The 17,988-nt window shown below is 60.4% G+C and carries 17 protein-coding genes; 9 read left to right on the plus strand and 8 right to left on the minus strand.

Annotated features, from left to right (window positions below):
- Positions 1-2: 2 nt before the first annotated feature.
- Positions 3-1,496: a sugar ABC transporter ATP-binding protein gene (locus tag LG281_RS13080; protein WP_404401371.1), complete on the minus strand. Its 1,494-nt coding sequence runs from the start codon at positions 1,494-1,496 to the stop codon at positions 3-5.
- Between the two features lie 144 nt (positions 1,497-1,640).
- On the opposite strand from LG281_RS13080, the gene LG281_RS13085 reads away from it, so the two are divergent.
- Positions 1,641-2,648: a LacI family DNA-binding transcriptional regulator gene (locus LG281_RS13085; RefSeq protein ID WP_404401373.1), complete on the plus strand. Its 1,008-nt coding sequence runs from the start codon at positions 1,641-1,643 to the stop codon at positions 2,646-2,648.
- Positions 2,649-2,921: 273 nt separating this feature from the next.
- Here LG281_RS13085 and LG281_RS13090 read toward each other — a convergent pair whose 3' ends face one another.
- Entirely contained in the window at positions 2,922-3,821 is a 900-nt protein-coding gene (locus LG281_RS13090; RefSeq protein WP_404401375.1) for an SMP-30/gluconolactonase/LRE family protein, read from the minus strand.
- A gap of 88 nt (positions 3,822-3,909) precedes the next feature.
- On the opposite strand from LG281_RS13090, the gene LG281_RS13095 reads away from it, so the two are divergent.
- Complete coding sequence (locus LG281_RS13095; protein WP_404401377.1) at positions 3,910-4,326, plus strand: heme-binding protein; 417 nt, start codon at positions 3,910-3,912, stop codon at positions 4,324-4,326.
- Positions 4,323-5,189, plus strand: coding sequence for an NAD(P)-dependent oxidoreductase (locus LG281_RS13100; protein WP_404401379.1), 867 nt, complete (start codon positions 4,323-4,325; stop codon positions 5,187-5,189). The genes LG281_RS13095 and LG281_RS13100 overlap by 4 nt, the downstream gene beginning before the upstream one ends.
- Before the next feature lie 183 nt (positions 5,190-5,372).
- On the opposite strand, the gene LG281_RS13105 is transcribed toward LG281_RS13100, so the two are convergent.
- Both LG281_RS13105 and LG281_RS13110 read right to left on the minus strand, forming a co-directional pair.
- The gene (locus LG281_RS13105) at positions 5,373-6,404 is read right to left on the minus strand and encodes an L-idonate 5-dehydrogenase (RefSeq protein ID WP_404401381.1); all 1,032 of its coding nucleotides are present in this window, start codon (positions 6,402-6,404) and stop codon (positions 5,373-5,375) included.
- A gap of 8 nt (positions 6,405-6,412) precedes the next feature.
- Positions 6,413-7,363 carry a 2-hydroxyacid dehydrogenase gene (locus tag LG281_RS13110; protein ID WP_404401383.1) on the minus strand — a complete coding sequence of 317 codons (951 nt, stop codon included), beginning with the start codon at positions 7,361-7,363 and terminating at the stop codon, positions 6,413-6,415.
- Between the two features lie 85 nt (positions 7,364-7,448).
- Between LG281_RS13110 and LG281_RS13115 the strand changes: the two genes are divergently transcribed.
- The 6 genes from LG281_RS13115 (at position 7,449) to LG281_RS13140 (ending at position 12,135) form a co-directional block, all read left to right on the plus strand.
- Positions 7,449-8,216: an SDR family oxidoreductase gene (locus LG281_RS13115; RefSeq protein ID WP_404401385.1), complete on the plus strand. Its 768-nt coding sequence runs from the start codon at positions 7,449-7,451 to the stop codon at positions 8,214-8,216.
- A gap of 77 nt (positions 8,217-8,293) precedes the next feature.
- The gene (locus LG281_RS13120) at positions 8,294-8,818 is read left to right on the plus strand and encodes a gluconokinase (protein WP_404406744.1); all 525 of its coding nucleotides are present in this window, start codon (positions 8,294-8,296) and stop codon (positions 8,816-8,818) included.
- A gap of 58 nt (positions 8,819-8,876) precedes the next feature.
- On the plus strand, positions 8,877-9,755 hold the full coding sequence (locus tag LG281_RS13125) for an NAD(P)-dependent oxidoreductase (protein WP_404401388.1): 879 nt from the start codon (positions 8,877-8,879) through the stop codon (positions 9,753-9,755).
- A gap of 270 nt (positions 9,756-10,025) precedes the next feature.
- Positions 10,026-10,358, plus strand: coding sequence for a hypothetical protein (locus LG281_RS13130; RefSeq protein WP_404401390.1), 333 nt, complete (start codon positions 10,026-10,028; stop codon positions 10,356-10,358).
- 131 nt (positions 10,359-10,489) lie between these two features.
- The gene (locus LG281_RS13135; RefSeq protein WP_404406745.1) at positions 10,490-11,491 is read left to right on the plus strand and encodes a LacI family DNA-binding transcriptional regulator; all 1,002 of its coding nucleotides are present in this window, start codon (positions 10,490-10,492) and stop codon (positions 11,489-11,491) included.
- A gap of 134 nt (positions 11,492-11,625) precedes the next feature.
- The gene (locus tag LG281_RS13140) at positions 11,626-12,135 is read left to right on the plus strand and encodes a prolyl-tRNA synthetase associated domain-containing protein (RefSeq protein WP_404401392.1); all 510 of its coding nucleotides are present in this window, start codon (positions 11,626-11,628) and stop codon (positions 12,133-12,135) included.
- Between the two features lie 62 nt (positions 12,136-12,197).
- On the opposite strand, the gene LG281_RS13145 is transcribed toward LG281_RS13140, so the two are convergent.
- The 4 genes from LG281_RS13145 to LG281_RS13160 form a co-directional block, all read right to left on the minus strand.
- Positions 12,198-13,850 carry a 4Fe-4S dicluster domain-containing protein gene (locus LG281_RS13145; RefSeq protein WP_404401394.1) on the minus strand — a complete coding sequence of 551 codons (1,653 nt, stop codon included), beginning with the start codon at positions 13,848-13,850 and terminating at the stop codon, positions 12,198-12,200.
- A 210-nt stretch (positions 13,851-14,060) separates the two neighbouring features.
- Positions 14,061-15,176, minus strand: a complete 1,116-nt coding sequence (locus LG281_RS13150; protein ID WP_404406747.1) for a 2Fe-2S iron-sulfur cluster-binding protein — start codon at positions 15,174-15,176, stop codon at positions 14,061-14,063.
- A gap of 10 nt (positions 15,177-15,186) precedes the next feature.
- Positions 15,187-16,434, minus strand: a complete 1,248-nt coding sequence (locus LG281_RS13155; RefSeq protein WP_404401396.1) for an aromatic ring-hydroxylating dioxygenase subunit alpha — start codon at positions 16,432-16,434, stop codon at positions 15,187-15,189.
- A 421-nt stretch (positions 16,435-16,855) separates the two neighbouring features.
- Positions 16,856-17,917, minus strand: a complete 1,062-nt coding sequence (locus LG281_RS13160; protein WP_404401398.1) for a GlxA family transcriptional regulator — start codon at positions 17,915-17,917, stop codon at positions 16,856-16,858.
- Between the last annotated feature and the right edge of the window lie 71 nt (positions 17,918-17,988).

A 17,988-nucleotide genomic window follows, 5' to 3' on the forward strand; every position in this document is an offset into this window, starting at 1 on the left:
GATTATGCAGCTTCACCGGCCGAAGCGGCCTGGATCAGGGATTCTGTTGACAGCATGACGCCGGAAAGTTCAGCCACCACCTGGCCCCGGCTGAAGACGATCGCCCGGTGGCAAATGTTGGCGATTTCCTCGAAGTCGGTCGATACGACCAGCACGCCCATGCCAGAGGCCATGGCCTCATAGAGCAGATGATAAATCTCGGCCTTGGCACCGACATCGACACCGGCGGTCGGGTCTTCGGCGATCAAAAACGCACGGTTGGTATCCAGCCAGCGGCCGACGACCACTTTTTGCTGATTGCCGCCAGAAAGGGCCTCGACGGGCAATGTCGGATCGTTCGGTGAGAGGCCGACACGTTTGCCCAGTGCGCGCGCGCGTTTGTCCTCCGAAGCGGCGGACGTGAACGAGAGCAGACTGCGGCCGGTCACTTCCGGATTGATGAATGCGTTTTCCCGGATACTGAGGGAGGGGGCTATCGATTCTACAACGCGATCGCCGGCGATGAAGCCGATGCCCGATTGCATTGCGCCGCGCGGCGAACCGAGATCGGGTTGCCTTCCGTTCAGCGATACCTCGCCCTCGGAGGACGTCAGGCCATAAAGGCTGCGGCCGATCTCTTCGTGACCCGCGCCGCGCAAGCCCACGAGCCCGACCATTTCGCCGCGCTGAACGGCGAAATCGACCGGTCCGGCGGTTTCGGTGCGGAGCCCGCGAACGGACAAAACCTCGGGGCCTTCATGCGCGTCGGGACGCTCGATCGCGCGGGTCTTGCGCCCCACAATCAGGCTGACCAGATCCTCCGAGCTGGTATGGCCGATATCGCGCATACCCACCATCTTCCCATCGCGCAGCACCGCGACCCTGTCGGCGATGCGGAAAATTTCGTCGAGACGGTGCGAGACATAGATCATGCCGACGCCCTTTTCGCGCAGCGGGCGCAGGGCGGCGAACAGTCGTTCGACCTCGTCAGCGGGAAGACTGGCCGTCGGTTCGTCAAGAACGAGAAAGTCGCATTCGACGATCAGGGCCCGTGCGATTGCTACCAATGACTTTTCGGTGCGCGACAGATGGGAAACACGGGTCGTGGGCGCGAAATCGGCATCAACCAGCGCCAAGGCCCGGCGCGCAACGTCTTCGCATGCGCGCCAGTCGATGCGGCTGCCCTTACGGGCGTATCCAACCGCCAGTGCGATATTCTCGGCAACGCTCATCCATTCGATCAGACCGAGATCCTGGTGAATGAACGCGACGGCCTGCTTCTCGTTCACATTGCCGGGCACATGCCGGTAGGGAACGCCATCCACGGTGACCTGGCCGCTATCGGGAGTATGGATACCACCCAGCACCTTGATCAGTGTCGACTTGCCGGCGCCGTTTTCGCCAAGCAGGGCGACGATCTCGCCGCGTCCGACTTTCAGCGAAACGCCGGACAGGGCATGCGTGCCGCCAAAGCCTTTGACGATGCTGTCGAAGAATAGCCCTTCGGCTGGTTTCATGCCGTTTCCTCCCGATGTTGCCGGATGCATGAGTTACCGGTAACGTTTGGATAATCAATCGGGACCAGTTTTGAGTCAAGAAAAAAGTTATCGATAACATTTTGGGTTATCGGCGGAAGCGTAACCTCATGGAAGTGCGGGACAATGGGCCGATCGACGAAGACAGGACTTGAGGATATCGCCCGGGCCGTGGGCGTTTCCAAAATGACGGTCAGCCGCGTGCTACGCGGATCATCCGGCTTCTCGGAAGAAACGCGTGAGCGCGTTCTCTCCGAGGTCGAGAAACGGGGCTATCTTCCAAACCGGATTGCGGCGGCGTTCGGGGCTGGCGCGACATCGACGCTTGTGGGGGTCTGCGTGCCGCGCTTTGCCTCGTCGCTATTCGGCTCCACGCTGGAATCGATCAATGCGACCCTGACGCGGCTCGGCTACCAGACAATGATCGGCAGTCACGATCAGATGCCCGAGGAGGAGGAAGTGTGGCTGAAAGGGCTGGCGTCGTGGCGCCCTGCGGGCGTTATTCTTGTCGGGCGCCGGCATACCTCGGACACATTGTCCCTGCTGCGCGACCTGACGGTACCGATTGTCGAAATGTGGGATTTGAATACGCAGCCCATCGATGTCTCGATAGGCTTCTCCCATTTCGATGACGGGTACAGGATGGGGAAGTACCTCTTATCGAGGGGCCGCGAGAAATTCGGCTATGTGGGCGCGATGGCCAACCGGACGACCATGGGGCGCAATCGGTGTGAGGGATTCGAAGCGGCCCTGCAGGATGCCGGCACGGCTCTTGCGGCAAGGGAAATCCTGGAAGATCACCCTGGGTTCTACGCCGGCTATTACGGCACGGAGACGCTGTTAAGCCGCGAGCAGAAGCTTGACTCCATTTATTACCATGACGATGAGATGGCCATCGGTGGCATGGCCTGGCTCGCCTCACAAGGCGTGCGCGTGCCCGACGATATCGGCGTTGCCGGATGGGGAGGCATGGAGGCGGCTTCGATCCAGCCGCGCCGCCTGACCACCATAACGGTGCCGACGACCCTGATCGGAAAGACCGCAGCTGAATTGCTCGTCGGGCGGATGCGCGGCGAGCCGGTTCGCGATGTCACGGTGATCCCCACACATCTGGTTCCAGGCGAAACCGGATAGTCGCTAGCCCGCATTTCTCACACTCCTTGTGCCCTGCGCCGCTTCAAAATGGCGAGAGGGCAGGAAGAAAGCGCAGTGCGATGCGGGACATCGTGCAAGCTTTCTGACGCACCCTGTCGCCATTTTCAAGCGGCCCTCCGGGTCGGATTTTGGCGGCCACCTCCGGGCACGGCACGGAAAACCGTATGGACATACGCTTTCCCGCTCCGCGCCCGTATCCGACTCGCCAAAACCCGACGCAGGGCGCAAGGAGTGTGAGAAATGCGGGCTAATTCACGGAGCCTGCACGCCCCTCCGGTTCAAGGTGATCATATAAACGCTTGTCGTTGCCGTGATAAACAGCTGGTGTTTGGCTCGGCCGCCAAAGCAGACATTGGAGACCAGCTCCGGCACAAGAATCCTGCCCAGCCTTTCGCCCTCTGGCGAAATGCAATGAACGCCATCGGCCGCGGAGGACCAGAGGTTGCCGTCGCTATCCATGCGGAACCCATCCGAGCAGCCTTTGTCGATCTTGTGGAAGGCGCGCCCATTGGAAAGCTTTCCCCCGGCGTCGCAATCGTAGACCCGGATATACTGTTCGTCGCTCGAAAACATACGCCCGGTGTCGGCGACGTAGAGCCTGGACTCATCCGGGGAGAACGCAAGCCCGTTGGGGCAGTTCATATCGTCGATCACCATGTCAATGGCGCCGGTTTCCGGCGTCACACGATAGACGGCGCACGGATTTTCCTGGCTTGCGCGATAGCCCTCATAGTCGGTCACGATCCCGTAATGCGGATCGCTGAACCAGATGGTCCCGTCGGATTTCACCACGACGTCGTTGGGTGAATTCAGCGGCTTTCCGCCATAGCTGTCGGCGAGAACCGTGATCGAGCCGTCATACTCTGTCCGCGTTACGCGCCGCGTGCCGTGCTCGCAGCTGATCAGCCGGCCTTGACGGTCCCGCGTGTGGCCATTGGCGTAGTTCGAGGGCTGCCGAAAGACCGAAACGCCCTCGCCCGGTATCCAGCGCATGATCCGGTTGTTCGGGATGTCTGAGAATAGCAGGCAATTCGCATCTCCGAACCAGACCGGTCCCTCGACCCAGTCGAACCCGGTCGCAATCTGCTTAACCGGAGCGTTTCCGAGAACGAATTGGTTGAATGCCGGGTCAGTAGCCTCAAACCAGGACATTGCTTCTCCCTTTTCCAAAGGCATCGAATATGTTATCGATACCATTAATTGTGATCAACGGACCGGTCAATAGAACAGGCGTGTAACTATGCACTACAAGATCGAAACAGCCGAGCTCACTCATGCCGGCGCGATGGCGATGCTAAACGCAGCCATTGAAATGGCAACTCGGCTTGGTCAACCACAATGCATTGTTATCGTCGACGCCAGCGGAGAGGTGCGGGCGGAATTGCGGATGACCGGCGCGAAATTCCTGTCGCGCAAATCGGCCCGGGCCAAGGCGATGACGGCTGCCTCAAACGGCCTGCCGTCAGCGGATGTCCCCGAGCAGGTCGGCGTTGCGATCGGACTGGCGACGTCCGGGGACGTTACAGGTCTTCCCGGTGGACTTCCCATCTGGGTCGACGGTCAGCTGCTTGGCGGCATCGGTGTCGGGTCGGGGACCGGCGAACAGGATATTGCGGTTGCGAAAGCGGCGCTTGCGGTCATTGGAGCTGACCGTTGAAAATCACCCTGCTCGGCACCGGCCTCATGGGCGCGCCAATGGCGCGGCGTCTGGCGTCCGCCGGTCACGAACTGACCGTCTGGAACCGCAACCAACAGCGCGCAGAGGCTCTTGCCGATATCGCAACGGTTGCCAGCACACCCGTGGCAGCCGCGAACGGGGCCGAAATCGTCATCGCGATGCTCATCGATGGACCTGTAACAAAGGATATATTGCTGAAATCCGGCGTGATTGAAACAACATCGCCCGGAGCATTGGTTATCGATATGGGGTCGGTGGACCCCGATTGCGATCGGGAAATCGCGGCGCATGTTCGCGCGGCGGGGCGAGGTTTTCTCGACGCTCCGGTCTCCGGTGGCGTGACGGGCGCGGAGAAGGGTACGCTGGCGATCCTCGTCGGGGGGAATACGGAGGATTTCGAGACCGCACAGCCCGTATTCGCCGCCTTGGGGCGTGCCACGCTTCTCGGGCCCGTCGGGACAGGGCAGGTCGCAAAGCTTGCCAACCAGCTGATTGTGGCGACCACGATTGGTGCTGTGGCCGAAGCCTTCCGGCTCGCCCAGGCTGCCGGGTGCGATTTGGTCAACCTGCGCGATGCATTGCGGGGCGGTTTTGCCGATAGCCGCATCCTCGAGTTGCATGGCCTGCGCATGGTTGAGGGCAATTTTACGCCCGGAGGACGGAGCGTCGCCCAGCTGAAGGATTTGCGTAACGTATTGAGCGTTGCAGAGCAGCTCAGCCAAGATTTGCCCCTCGCACGCTGCGCTACCGAAGGCTTTGCCGACCTTGTAGACAATTACGACGGAGGAGAATTGGATCACGCCGCATATTTTCTCTGGCTGCAAATGCGACAAGAGCAATAAGAGCCCGTCTTGAAAGTCGGTCGGGTCGGTCCGGCGGGTCTCGTTTGTTCAGGAAAGGTAGAAAATCGGAGCCAATATGGCTGATATTGTCCCCGATTTTCTACCTTTCCTGAACAAAAATCCCTCGCCGGCCCTCAGCCGCCGACTTTCAAGACGGGCTCTAAGCGCGTATCCCTTCGATCCTCAAGTAAAAGCGATCTGCACCTTCATCGCCTGCGTACGGTCGTTGGCGAGTTCGAACCCGCCAACCGCATCGCCAAGTCCGACGGTCCGGGTGATCAGCGGTTTGGCGTCGATCAGGCCCTTTTGCATCAGGCTGACCCCGGTTGCGAACTCCGCATGAAAGCGGAACGAGCCCCTGAGCGTCAGTTCCTTGGCAGTGATGGCCATCATCGGCAGGCTCATATCGCCGCCTAATCCCAACTGGACGATTGTTCCGCCAGGCCGCATGGCGGCAATCCCGGCGGTGAGCGCAGGAGCCGCGCCCGAACATTCATAAAGAATGTCGAACGTGCCCTTGTCGGAGGCGAAAAGGTTCAAGCCGTCGGCGCTCTTGCTCATATTCACGGTTTCGTCGGCACCCGCTGCCCGGGCAAACTCCAATGTGAAATCGCTCAAATCGGTTGCGACAATCCTGTCCGCGCCAGCCCGCCGCGCCGCAAGGATCGACAATACGCCGATCGGGCCGCAACCCGTAACCAGAACCGATTTGCCGAGCAGGGATCCCGCCTGCCGGGTGGCATGGAGCGTAACCGCCAGCGGTTCCGCCATTGCGGCCTCACACGGTGTGAGACCGTCGGCTGGAACGCATTGGTCCGCACCGGCAACCAGCACCTGGCGGAACGCGCCCTGAATATGCGGGAACGGCATGGCGGAACCGTAAAAGCGCATGTTCAGACACTGGTTGTGCATGCCCTCACGGCAGAAGCGGCAATTATGGCAGGGCCGCGAAGGCGATACGGCCACCAACTGGCCTTCGCGCAAATGGGTGACTCCCTCACCGAGCTTGGTGATATGCCCTGCGACTTCGTGACCGAGGATCATGGGTTCGCGCAGGCGCACCGTGCCGAAGCCACCATGGTTGTAATAATGCAGGTCGGACCCGCAAATGCCACCGGTGGCAAGGGCGATCTGCACTTCATTTCGGCCGGGTTCGCTTACATCGCGCTCTTCGATCCGCAGATCCTTTTGCGCGTGAATAACGATCGCCTTCATCCTAAGCCTCACAGAACAGGGGTAAGAAGCGGTTTGCCGGCGAAATGCGCTGTCAGGTTATCGCGCACCAACTGACCCATCGCCTTGCGCGTCTCGAATGTCCCCGAGGCATGGTGTGGCTGCAAGAGGACATTGTCCAGTTCCAGGAAACGGGGGTTTAACGCGGGCTCGCCCTCGAACACGTCGAGCGCGGCCGATCCCAGCGCGCGACTTTCCAGTGCATCGAGCAGCGCATTTTCGTCGATGTTCGAGGCGCGCGATATATTGACGATCATGCCGCCGGGGCCGACCGCTTCGATCACCTCGCGCGAGACGATGTGCCGCGTGGCAGCCGATGCGGCAAGCGTGACGAAGAAGAAATCGGCATGGCGCGCCAGGTCCACGGGATCGGCGATATAGGTCCATCCGTCCGCTGCGTAGTCCTTGGGGGCGATGTCGGAATAAGCGATCTCGAGATCAAAACCCGAAAGCCGCTTGGCCACCTCGAAGCCGATCCTGCCGAGTCCCAGAACGCCAGCCTTCTTGCCCCAGACGCGGCTCCGCAGCGGATAGAGCCCCTTGTTCGCCCACGAGCCGTCCCGCACCCAGGATTCGGCGCCGATCATGCCGCGCGACTGCGCCAACATCATCGCAACCCCGAGATCGGCCACGTCATTGGTGAGAACGTCGGGCGTGTTGGTGACGCGGATGCCGCGTTCGCGGCAGGCGTCGAGATCGACCGCATCGAAGCCCACGCCATAAACGGAGATCACCTCGAGATTGGGGCACGCTTCGATCATCGCGCGGTTGGCTCCGAGTTCCCCGCGCGTAGCGATGCCCCGAACCCGCGCGCCGACACCGGCCAGAAAGGCCGGCTTGTCTGCCGCTTCGAAATAGCGGTGTACGCTGAATGCGGCATCAAGGGGAATCTGGTCCCATTCGGGGTAGGGGCCGATCTGGAGAATATCGGGTTTCTGCATTTCGAGGCGTGCCTATTGACAATAATTGTTATCGATAACATAAACACACTCAAGTGCGGATGTCGAGACGGAAAAGGGCGGGATTATGAGTACGAAACTGTTCGATCTGACCGGTAAGCGGGCGCTGATCACCGGATCCTCGCAAGGGATCGGTTTCGCGTTGGCGCGCGGCCTGGCGGCGGCGGGAGCCAAGATCGTCATCAATGGTCGTGACGCCACGAAGATGGAAGCCGCCGCCAAAGTGCTGCGCGGGGAGAACGGCGTGGTTCACACTCTTGGTTTCGATGTCACCGATCACGATGCGGTCCGTTCCGCGATCGACGGGTTCGAGGTGGAAAACGGCGCGATCGATATCCTCGTCAACAATGCCGGCATGCAGCACCGGGCGCCGCTCGAGGATTTTCCCGCCGATGCCTTCGAACGCCTTTTGCAGACCAACATCGCCAGCGTGTTCCATGTCGGGCAGGCCGTGGCGCGGCACATGATCGGGCGGGGCGCCGGCAAGATCGTTAATATCTGCTCTGTGCAGACGGCGCTCGCGCGGCCAGGCATTGCGCCTTATACGGCAACCAAGGGCGCGGTCGCCAACCTGACCAAGGGAATGGCGACCGACTGGGCCAAACATGGCCTCCAATGCAACGGCCTCGCGCCGGGCTATTTCGACACGCCGCTCAATGCGGCGCTCGTCAACGATCCCGAATTCAGCGCCTGGCTTTCGAAAAGGACGCCAGCGGGACGTTGGGGCAAGGTCGAGGAACTCGTCGGCGCCTGTATCTTTCTGTCCTCGGAAGCCTCGTCCTTTATCAACGGGACGACGATTTTCGTGGATGGCGGCATTACGGCGTCGCTCTAGCGGGATTCGAAAAAGTGGACACCGGTTTTTCGATAAAATCCCGCGAAAACAAAAGACCAGCAGCGCGCTATGTCGTCATGGGTGTTTCGGGCTGCGGCAAGACCTCGATTGGCACCGCCTTTGCCGGCGAAATAGGCGCCCCATTCATTGATGGCGACGACCTGCATCCGGCGGCAAACGTGGCGAAGATGGCGCGCGGCGAAGCGCTCGACGATAGCGACCGTTATCCCTGGCTCGCCCGGGTCGCGGACACATTGCGGGCCGCCGAGGGGCCGGTCGTGATCGGTTGCTCGGCGCTGAAACGCCGGTATCGCGACTGGATCAGGGAGGGCGCGGGCGCGCCGGTCACATTTCTGCACTTGACCGGCTCGCGCGAGGTCATTGCCGAACGCATGGCGGCGCGGCAGGGTCACTTCATGCCGGTAACGCTTCTTGACAGCCAGTTCTCGGACCTGGAGCCTCCTGGCCCGGACGAGGCAGCGGTGACGGTGGACATCGAGCAGCCGTTCGAACGAATCGTGGCGGAACTGCTGACGAGAGCGTGTCCAAAAAAAGTGGATACCACTTTTTCGGTTCGGATACGCGACAAAACAAAGATTTGAGGGTGTCGGGCTGAATAGCATTCAGCCCGACACCCTCAAGGACAGGAAAGGACAGGACGTGAGCGAACGGGTGGCGCTGATTGGCGCGGGAGCGATGGGCGGTGCCATCGGAACCCGCCTGGTCGAAACGGGAAATATTCTGAGTGTCTTCGACCTGGACAGCGAGAAGGTTGCCGCGCTGGTAGCCAAGGGCGCGCTTGCTGCCGAATCCGCCGCTGCGGCGGCCGCAGCCTCGGACTTCGTGATCACCAGTCTGAACGCGCCGAAAATCGTCGAGATTGCGGTCTTTGGGGACCACGGAGCGGCGGAAGGTGCGAAGCCGGGAACGCTCATCATCGATATGTCCTCCATCGATCCCGATGCAACCAGGGCTCTTGCCGCAAAGGCCGCCGCAAAGGGGTTGCGTTGGGTCGACAGCCCCCTCTCCGGCGGGGCGCCGAAGGCCCTCGTCGGCGAACTCACGCTGATGGCGGGCGGCACGCCCGAAGCCGTCGCCGATGCGCACAAGGTGCTCAGGCATGTCGCATCCAATTACACACATATGGGGCCGTCCGGGGCGGGGCAGACGACGAAGCTGATCAACCAGGTCCTCTGCGGACTTGGCTTTCTCGCGGTCGCTGAAGCGACGCAGCTTGCATTGGATGCGGGCGTCGATGTGGAGAAGGTTCCGCAGGCGCTGCGGGGCGGACGCGCGGACAGCGCAATCTTGCAAGAATATATGCCGCGCTTTGCGGCAAAGGATTATCGCCGCACCGGCCGTATCGACAACATGGTCAAGGATCTGAACGGCGCGCAGGATCTGGCTCGGCGGACCAATACCGCCATGCCGCTGACTGCCGTATGCGCCGAAGTCCACAGAATGCTGACCGCCGCCGGTCTGGGTGGCGAAGACCAAGCCGCCTTGATGGAATTTTTCAAGGGACCAGGGGCCTGTTAACACTTATGGATAGGGGTTTGATTTTGCATAAATCGTTCAATGTCAAGGGTTTCCCCGCAGCCAAGGGGCGCCCCTTCGCAAGGGGAAACGCGCCGGCAGTGGACGATTTATGCAAAACCCTGCGGGCGGGTCATAGTCCGGCCCCTTGTCGCGAAAAATCCCGCTCGTGGACATTTGTCCACCACGCGCAATTTTCCACGAAAGGTGCTCGGACTATGGCCCGTCAAACCCCTATCCATAAGTGTTAACAGGTCCCAGGGAGCCCCTCAAATGATCACCCGATTTGCCCTCTTTGAAGGACGCGTTCGCGACGGCCGCACGGACGCTTTTCGCGCCGCGGTGCTGGAGCGGCTTGTACCGCTATGGACCGGGTTCCCGGGCAACACCGATGTCGCTGTGACCTTCAGCGATGAGTGCGACGACGGGGCGCCGGAATTCCCCCTGATCCTGGCGATTTCCTACCCCGACAGAGCAACGATGGACGCCGCGCTTATGAGCCCGGTTCGGGCCAAGTCAAAAGCGGAAACCGAGGCAATCTGCGCCGAATTGTTCGATGGGCGTATTCACCATCACGTCACCCAGGCGAACCGTTATCCCGCATAGGAAACGGTTCCAACGGTTTCCTATGACTGATGTTCACTGTGAAACTCCGTGATTGCATTTGCGACCAGATTTGCCAATATTGACTGATATCGATAACACACGAGCTTCAGGATATGGTGCGCACCCCGAGAATGAAAGACGTGGCCGAAGCGGCGGGGGTTTCTCCCATGACGGTTTCACGCGCCTTCAAAAGGGATGCGAGCGTCAGCGCCGAAACCAGAGAAAAGATCCTTAAGGCCGCGGATGAGCTTGGCTATGTCTTCGATGCGACGGCTTCGAACCTGCGTTCGCAACGCACCGGTTTTGTCGCCGCCATCATCCCGTCGATCAACAATGCCAATTTCGCCGATACCGTAAGGGCGTTGTCCGCTTGCCTTTCGGAACATGATCTCCAGATCTTGCTGGGCTATACGGACTATCAGATCGAAGAAGAGGAGCGCCTGATCAGCCAGATGCTCCGCCGGCGCCCCGAGGCCATCGTCCTGACAGGCGGGAAGCACACCGAAAGGGCGCGCGATCTGCTGAGTAATGCCGGTATCCCGGTCATTGAGACCTGGGATCTGCCCGAGCGGCCCATCGGGCATGTGGTGGGCTTTTCCAACGCCGCCGCGATGAAGGATATGGTCGACCGGCTGGTTGCCGATGGCTATCGCCGCATCGGCTTTATCGGCGGGGACGATAAAGGAGATACACGCGGGGCGGATCGCCGGCGCGGCGTGGTCAGCGCGCTTGGTGCGCACGGGCTCGATACCACGCGGCTGATCGCTGCCGGCGCCCCTCCTATTTCCATGCGCGAAGGCGCACGGGCGATGGCCAGAATGCTGGAACATTATCCCGACACAGAAGTCGTGATCTGTGTTTCGGACCTGTCGGCCTATGGCGCCTTGACCGAATGTCAGCGGCGCGGCCTCCGGGTGCCCGATGACATCGCCATAGTGGGCTTCGGGAACTATGAGATTTCCGATGTGTCGGTGCCAACAATCTCTACCATTGATGCATGTTCAGCCGAAATTGGTCGCGTGACGGCGGAACTGATCGCCGAGCTCGTGGACGGAGCCAAGCCTGCAGGGAAGGCTCGCGTCATCCCGGTCCACCCGAAACTGCTGCTTCGGGAGTCGAGCGCAAGGCGGTAATGGGTGATCAGCGCCGATGCATAATACCGCGTGTTTCCCTTGCCGGTTTGTCGCACGGAACACGTCTGTATTGCTCTTCACACGCAGGTGCCCGTGCCGCTAAAAGGTGGTAACCCGGGCACAGAGGACAGACGATGTACAAAGCACCCGACGATCTTTTTCAAATGCTTGCCGATTTGAACATCGAGGTGGAAACGACCTCCCATCCGCCGCTTTTTACCGTCGAAGAGTCCCAGAAGCTCCGAGGGCAGATCGCCGGGGGGCATACCAAGAACCTCTTCGTCAAGGACAAGAAAGATCGCTATTTCCTTCTCACGCTCGAGGAAACGGCGACTGTCGATCTTAAGCAGGTCCATCATGTCATTGGCGCGGCCTCGCGTGTTTCTTTCGGCAAGCCGGAAAAGCTTCTCGAATATCTTGGCGTTACGCCGGGCGCGGTGACGGTGTTTGGGGCGATCAACGATACCGAGGGCAAAGTGAGTGTGGTTGTGGACAAGGCGCTGCTTGAGCACGATGTCATCAACGCTCATCCGCTGACGAACGCGGCGACGACGTCCATCCGGCGGGACGACCTTTTGACGTTCCTCGACGCCGTGGGTCATTCGCCGGCTATTCTCGACCTGTCCTCGCAAGCTGCAGAGTGACACTGGCCGAGGACCCAGTTTCAACGGGCAAGGCAGGGCTCTGAGGCGATATCAAATTGCCGCTACATGTTCATATAGACCGGGCCCTCGCCGCCTTGGGGCGGCACCCAGTTTATGTTCTGGTTCGGGTCCTTGATGTCGCAGGTCTTGCAGTGGACGCAGTTCTGGGCGTTGATCACGTAGCGCGGCTCGCCTTCCTCTTCGACCCATTCGTAAACGCCGGCCGGGCAATACCGGGCCGAGGGGCCGTCATAGACGTCGTGCTCGGAGGATTGCTGCAGCGCAGGATCGGACACGTGCAGATGAACCGGCTGATCCTCGTCGTGATTGGTATTCGATAGATAGACGGACGACAGCCTGTCGAAGGTCAGAACGCCGTCCGGCTTGGGGTATTCGATCTTGCTGTGCCCGGATGCCGGTTCGAGGGCAGCCGCGTCGGTTTTGCCGTGTTTGAGCGTGCCGAAAAGCGAAACGCCGAAAAGCTGGTTTGTCCACATGTCGAGCCCGCCCAGGCCGACCCCCAGTATGGTACCGAATCGACTCCAGAGCGGCTTAACGTTGCGGACCTTCCTTAAGTCCGCCCCGATCGGGCCGTCGCGCCAGCCCTCTTCGATCGTGGCCGGTTCGTCGTTTGCCCGGCCATCGGCGATGGCTTCGGCGATCTTTTCGGCCGCCAGCATGCCAGAGAGGATGGCGTTATGACTGCCCTTGATGCGTGGCACGTTGACCAAGCCCGCCGAACAGCCGATCAGCGCGCCGCCGGGGAAAGAGAGCTTGGGCACCGACTGGTAGCCGCCTTCGCTGATGGCGCGCGCGCCATAGGAGAGGCGCTTTCCGCCCTCGAAGGTCTTCCGGATGGCCGGGTGCGTCTTGAACCGCTGGAATTCTTCGAATGGGAAGAGGTAGGGGTTTTTGTAATTGAGATGGACGACGAAGCCCACGGCGACGGTGTTGTCGTCCAGATGATAGAGGAACGAGCCGCCGCCGGTCTTCATGTCAAGCGGCCAGCCGAAGGAGTGCTGCACGAGACCGGGTTTGTGGTGCTCGGGTTGCACCTCCCAGATTTCCTTGAACCCGATTCCGAACTTTTGCGGTTCGCGATCCTTGTCGAGACCGAAACGGGCGATGAGCTGCTTGGCGAGCGAACCGCGCACGCCTTCCCCGATAAGCACATATTTGCCTAAGAGCGCCATGCCGCGGGTATAGCCCGGCCCGGGCTGCCCGTCCTTGCCGACACCCATGTCTCCGGTTGCGACCCCGATCACCGCGCCGGCGTCGTTATAAAGCACTTCGCTTGCTGCGAAGCCGGGATAAATCTCGACGCCGAGTTCTTCGGCCTTTGTGGCCAGCCAGCGGCAGACATTGCCGAGCGAGACGATGTAGTTGCCCGCGTTGTTCATAAGCGGCGGCATCAGAAAATGCGGAACCCGGAAGGATGCCGACTTGCCGAGAACAAGGAACTGATCGTCGGTGACCGGCACTTTGAAGGGGTGATCGTCCTCGTCCCGCCATCCGGGCAGGAGCCGGTCGATCCCGACCGGATCCATGACGGCGCCCGAGACGATATGCGCACCGACTTCCGCGCCTTTTTCAAGAACGACGACCGAGAGCCCGGGATCGACCTGTTTGAGCCGGATCGCCGCAGACAAGCCCGCCGGCCCGGCCCCGACGATCACAACGTCGAACTCCATGCTTTCGCGTTCGGGCAGATCCATTTCGTCTCCATCGTGAGTGCGTAGTTAAGGGGTTAGACCTTAGAGAATTTCTGCTTTTGCCGAAAATACTCTAGCGAGGCGCTTCACGTTAATCGACAGCTCATCATGAGAAACGCCCCACTCGTTTTTGGCCGTGGCCCCTTTACCTTCGTCCAAATCGCCAGGCTGACGCCTGTCAATCTGGACGAAGCGGGGCACTAGGGCCTGACCCTAGGCTTCGACCTCGACTTTGCCCAACGGCGTCGAACAACAGGCAAGGATGTATCCATCCTCAATTTCCTCATCGAGAATCCCCCCGTTGTGGTTCATCTCGACCTCACCCGACAGCTTGAGCGTCTTGCAGGTGCCGCATAGGCCGGACTCGCAGGCTGCCGGAATGCGCACACCTGCCGCGCGGGCCGCTTGCAATACTGTCTGCCCGGCCAGACACTCGCCCTCGACTTCCGAGAGTGCGAAGGTGATCGGATATGTCTCGCCTTCGGTCTTCTCGCTTTCCTCCACGATCGCGAGCCGCGCCTCTTCGGCGTCCGAGGGCACTTCGTCCGGTACCTTGCCGAAACTCTCCTGATGGTAATAGGTCATGTCGAAGCCGGCGTCGCGCAGCAGGTCGCGCACAAGCTTCATGAACGGCTCCGGGCCGCAGCAGAACACTTCGCGTTCGTGCACGTCCGGAACCAGAAGATTGAGGCGCGCCGCATCGATACGGCCCATATGGCCGGACCAGTTCCTGTTCCGCGACCGCTCCTGCACGATGAAGTTCAGTTGCAGGCCCGGCATGTAGTAGCTGAGCAGTTCGAGTTCCTGACGGAAGATCAGGTCCTCGGGGGTCCGGGCGCAGTTGATGAAGGCGATGTCGGTATTGGGCGCGCAGTCGCAGAACCAGCGCGTCATGGACATCATCGGCGTGATGCCGGACCCTGCCGAAATGAAGAGGTATTTGGAGGCGGGGTGCTCGTAGTGGGTAAAGTTCCCCGCCGGCCCGTACGCCCTGATCAGGCTGCCGGGCTCGAGGTTTTCGAACATCCAGCGCGTGCCGATGCTGTCCGGCTGCGCTTTCACCGTCACGGACATCAGGAACGGGCGCGAGGGGGAGGACGATATGGTATAGGTGCGAAGGAGCGGTTCATCCTCGCAGGGAAGTTCCAGCGTAATGAACTGGCCCGGCTTGTACCGGAACCAGGTTTGCGCGTCGGACCGGAACGTAAAAGTCTTTACCTCCGGCGCCTCGTCGGAAATTCTGACCACCTCCAGAACCTGAAGGCGATCGCTCCACGGCTCCATCTCATCGAGATGCCGGTACAGACCTGTATCGGTCGTTGTATTCAAACCGTCCACTTTAAGCGATTTCCTTCAGATGTACGCTTGAGCTTTTGCCCGACAGACGCGGCTCCATGAATGCCGCGTACCATTCGACGAACTGCATGACGCCGCCCTCATGAACCTCCGAATAGGGTCCGGGCTCGTATGCCGGCGAAAGAATGCCCCGGGCGTTCTCTTCGACGATCTGGCGGTCCTGATCGTTGGTGTGGTTCCAGACGTGGGTCAGGTTTTCGACGTCGTAATCGACCCCTTCGACAGCGTTCTTGTGCACCAGCCACTTGGTCGTGACCGCGGTCTCGGTGGCGCTGATCGGGGTCACCCGGAAGGTCACCGCATGATCCTTGAGGACATGGTTCCAGGTCGAGGGGTAGTTGAAGAGCATCAAGGCGCCGATGCGGTCGGTATCGATGTCGGTGAGGTTGCGCCGGACGGCAGGCTGCCCGTTCATCGTATAGCTTACCGCGTTGTGCAGGAGCGGTGCCCGGATTGCCCGGAACTGTCCGCTCTCGTGCATATGGAAACGGGCGGGTAGCCCGGCAGCCTCGCACTTCTCCCAATGCGCGGTCATTTCCGGATCATCGGCCCCGCCGCTCACGCCGGTGACGTTGGGCGCCTCGGGATAGGTCTTGCAGAGCTCGGGATGATTGGCGGCGCAATGATAGCATTCGCGGTTGTTCTCCCATACGAGCTTCCAGTTACCCTGCTCGATGATGGTCGCCTCATGGGCCACTTTGGCATCACTAAGATTGTGCGGAGCGAAATAGGGCTCCATCAGGTCCCGGAATGCCTGGAAGTCGGCGGGTTCGTTCGAAAGACAGATGAAGATGTATCCGGCGACATTCTCGCAAGCGACGGGCTTGAGCGAATGGGCGGCGGGATCGAAATCGTCGGCCATCTGGCGCGCAAACACCAGTTTTCCGTCCAGATCGTATGTCCATTGGTGGTATGGGCAGACCAGCTTGGCGGACGTGCCCTTGGCTTGCGTGCACACGCGGCTGCCACGGTGGCGGCAGGAATTGTGAAACGCCCTGATCTCACCGCTGCGGTCGCGGACGATGACGACAGGGTATGCTCCGATCTGCACGGTGAAATAGTTGCCGGGCCTCGGGATTTCACAATTATGGCCCACGAACAGCCATTCGCGGTACCACACCAGTTCCATATCGATCTTGAAGAAGTCAGGATCGGTATAGAACGGTTGCGGCAGAGAGTACCCGTACTTTCGTGTACGGATCAGATCGAGCATTTCGCTACGAGCATCCATGTTCTGTCCCCTCCGTGGACGTGCAAAAGAATGCGCCATCATCCATTTGTCGTGCCGCTCCCACGACATTTGTCATGGGTCGTCCGTGACCACAACCGATTAGGCTTTTATCCAAAGGCCGATCCTTCCCCGACACCGCCGCTTGACTCCATGGACACTCAAAACGCTTGTGTTCACAAAGACCTATCAGCTTCTGCAAACGCGCGCTTGCTCCGGGATGCGCGGAAATTCTTCCCTTTGAACACGGCAATATTAGCAGCACCGAAAGCGACACGATTACATTTTTGCGACATCAGCGTGGAGTAAAACGCCAATTGTTTTCGCCGCGCGAACGGACGGTCCCGGCGGGGCGAAAAACGTCAGGCCGGCACGGTCTCGCGACCGTCGTTGACCATCAGGTTCATAGGGCTACCGGCCAGCCTCACGACTGGTATGCGACCGCCGTTTCGCTCAGGCGGTAGAGGTCGCTGCCAAGCGCGATTTCCGCGTTTGGAAAAAGTGTACGGTTGACCTTGCGGACTTCGTGCGGGGAGCAGCCATAGGCGTCGCGATACGCCTTGGAGAAATGCGACGCCGAGGAAAATCCGCTCGCAAACGCGACCTCCACGATGGGCGTCGAGGTCTGCTGCAGAAGAAGGCGCGCGCGCTCGAGCCGCAATTTCATATAATAACGCGCCGGCGAGTTGCGCAGCGCATTGCGGAACAACCTTTCGACCTGCCGGCGCGTGAGCCCCAGATCGGCCATCAGTTCGTCAACCGAGACCGGTTCGGCGAGGGTTTCCTGCATCCGTTCGATCAGCTTGGTCAGAGCCGGGTGATGTTCCTCGACCCGCGGCGAGAACGGAAGCCGCTGGCGGTCGTCCGAATTGCGCATGCGGTCGACAATAGCCCGCTCGCAAACGCCGGTGACAACGTCCTCTCCGAAATCCCGGCGGATGATATGCAGCATCATGTCGAAAGCGGCGGCACCCCCCGCGCAGGTGTGGATATTGCCGTCGATGGCGAACAGCCCCGTCCGCACCGAAGTGCTTCCAAACCGCTCGACGAAGCTGGGGACGTTCTCCCAATGGATGACGCATTTCTTGTCGTTGAGAAGCCTGGCCTGCGCCAGCACATGCGCCCCGGTACACAGGCCGGCAATCGCAATTTTGTTCTGCCGGCATTCGCGCAGCCACGATTCAAGCGTCTTGCTGGAATGGTTCTGGATATTGAGCCCCCCGCAGACGACAACCATTGAGGGCCGGCCCTGGCGCGAGGCGGCTTGACGTTCGGCGGCGACAGAGCTTTCGGTCCGGATCGGAACGCCGGAGCTTGCGCAGACTTCGCCTCCATCGTGCGAGGCCAGCCGCCACCTATAGGCCTCAAAGCCGAGGACCATGTTCGCCAGACGGAGCGCTTCAATAGCGGAGGAAAACGCCAAAAGCGTAAATTCCGGCAGCAGGTAAAAAACAAACAATTGCTTTTTGGAGGCCACGGAGTCCATTTGAGCTACCACTTGTGAGGTTGCCGACAGCTACTGCAGTGCCCAGTCAATTGCTGGATCGTAAAGGCGTA

This window comes from Pelagibacterium halotolerans (genome assembly GCF_044811015.1).
Lineage (GTDB): Bacteria > Pseudomonadota > Alphaproteobacteria > Rhizobiales > Devosiaceae > Pelagibacterium > Pelagibacterium halotolerans_A.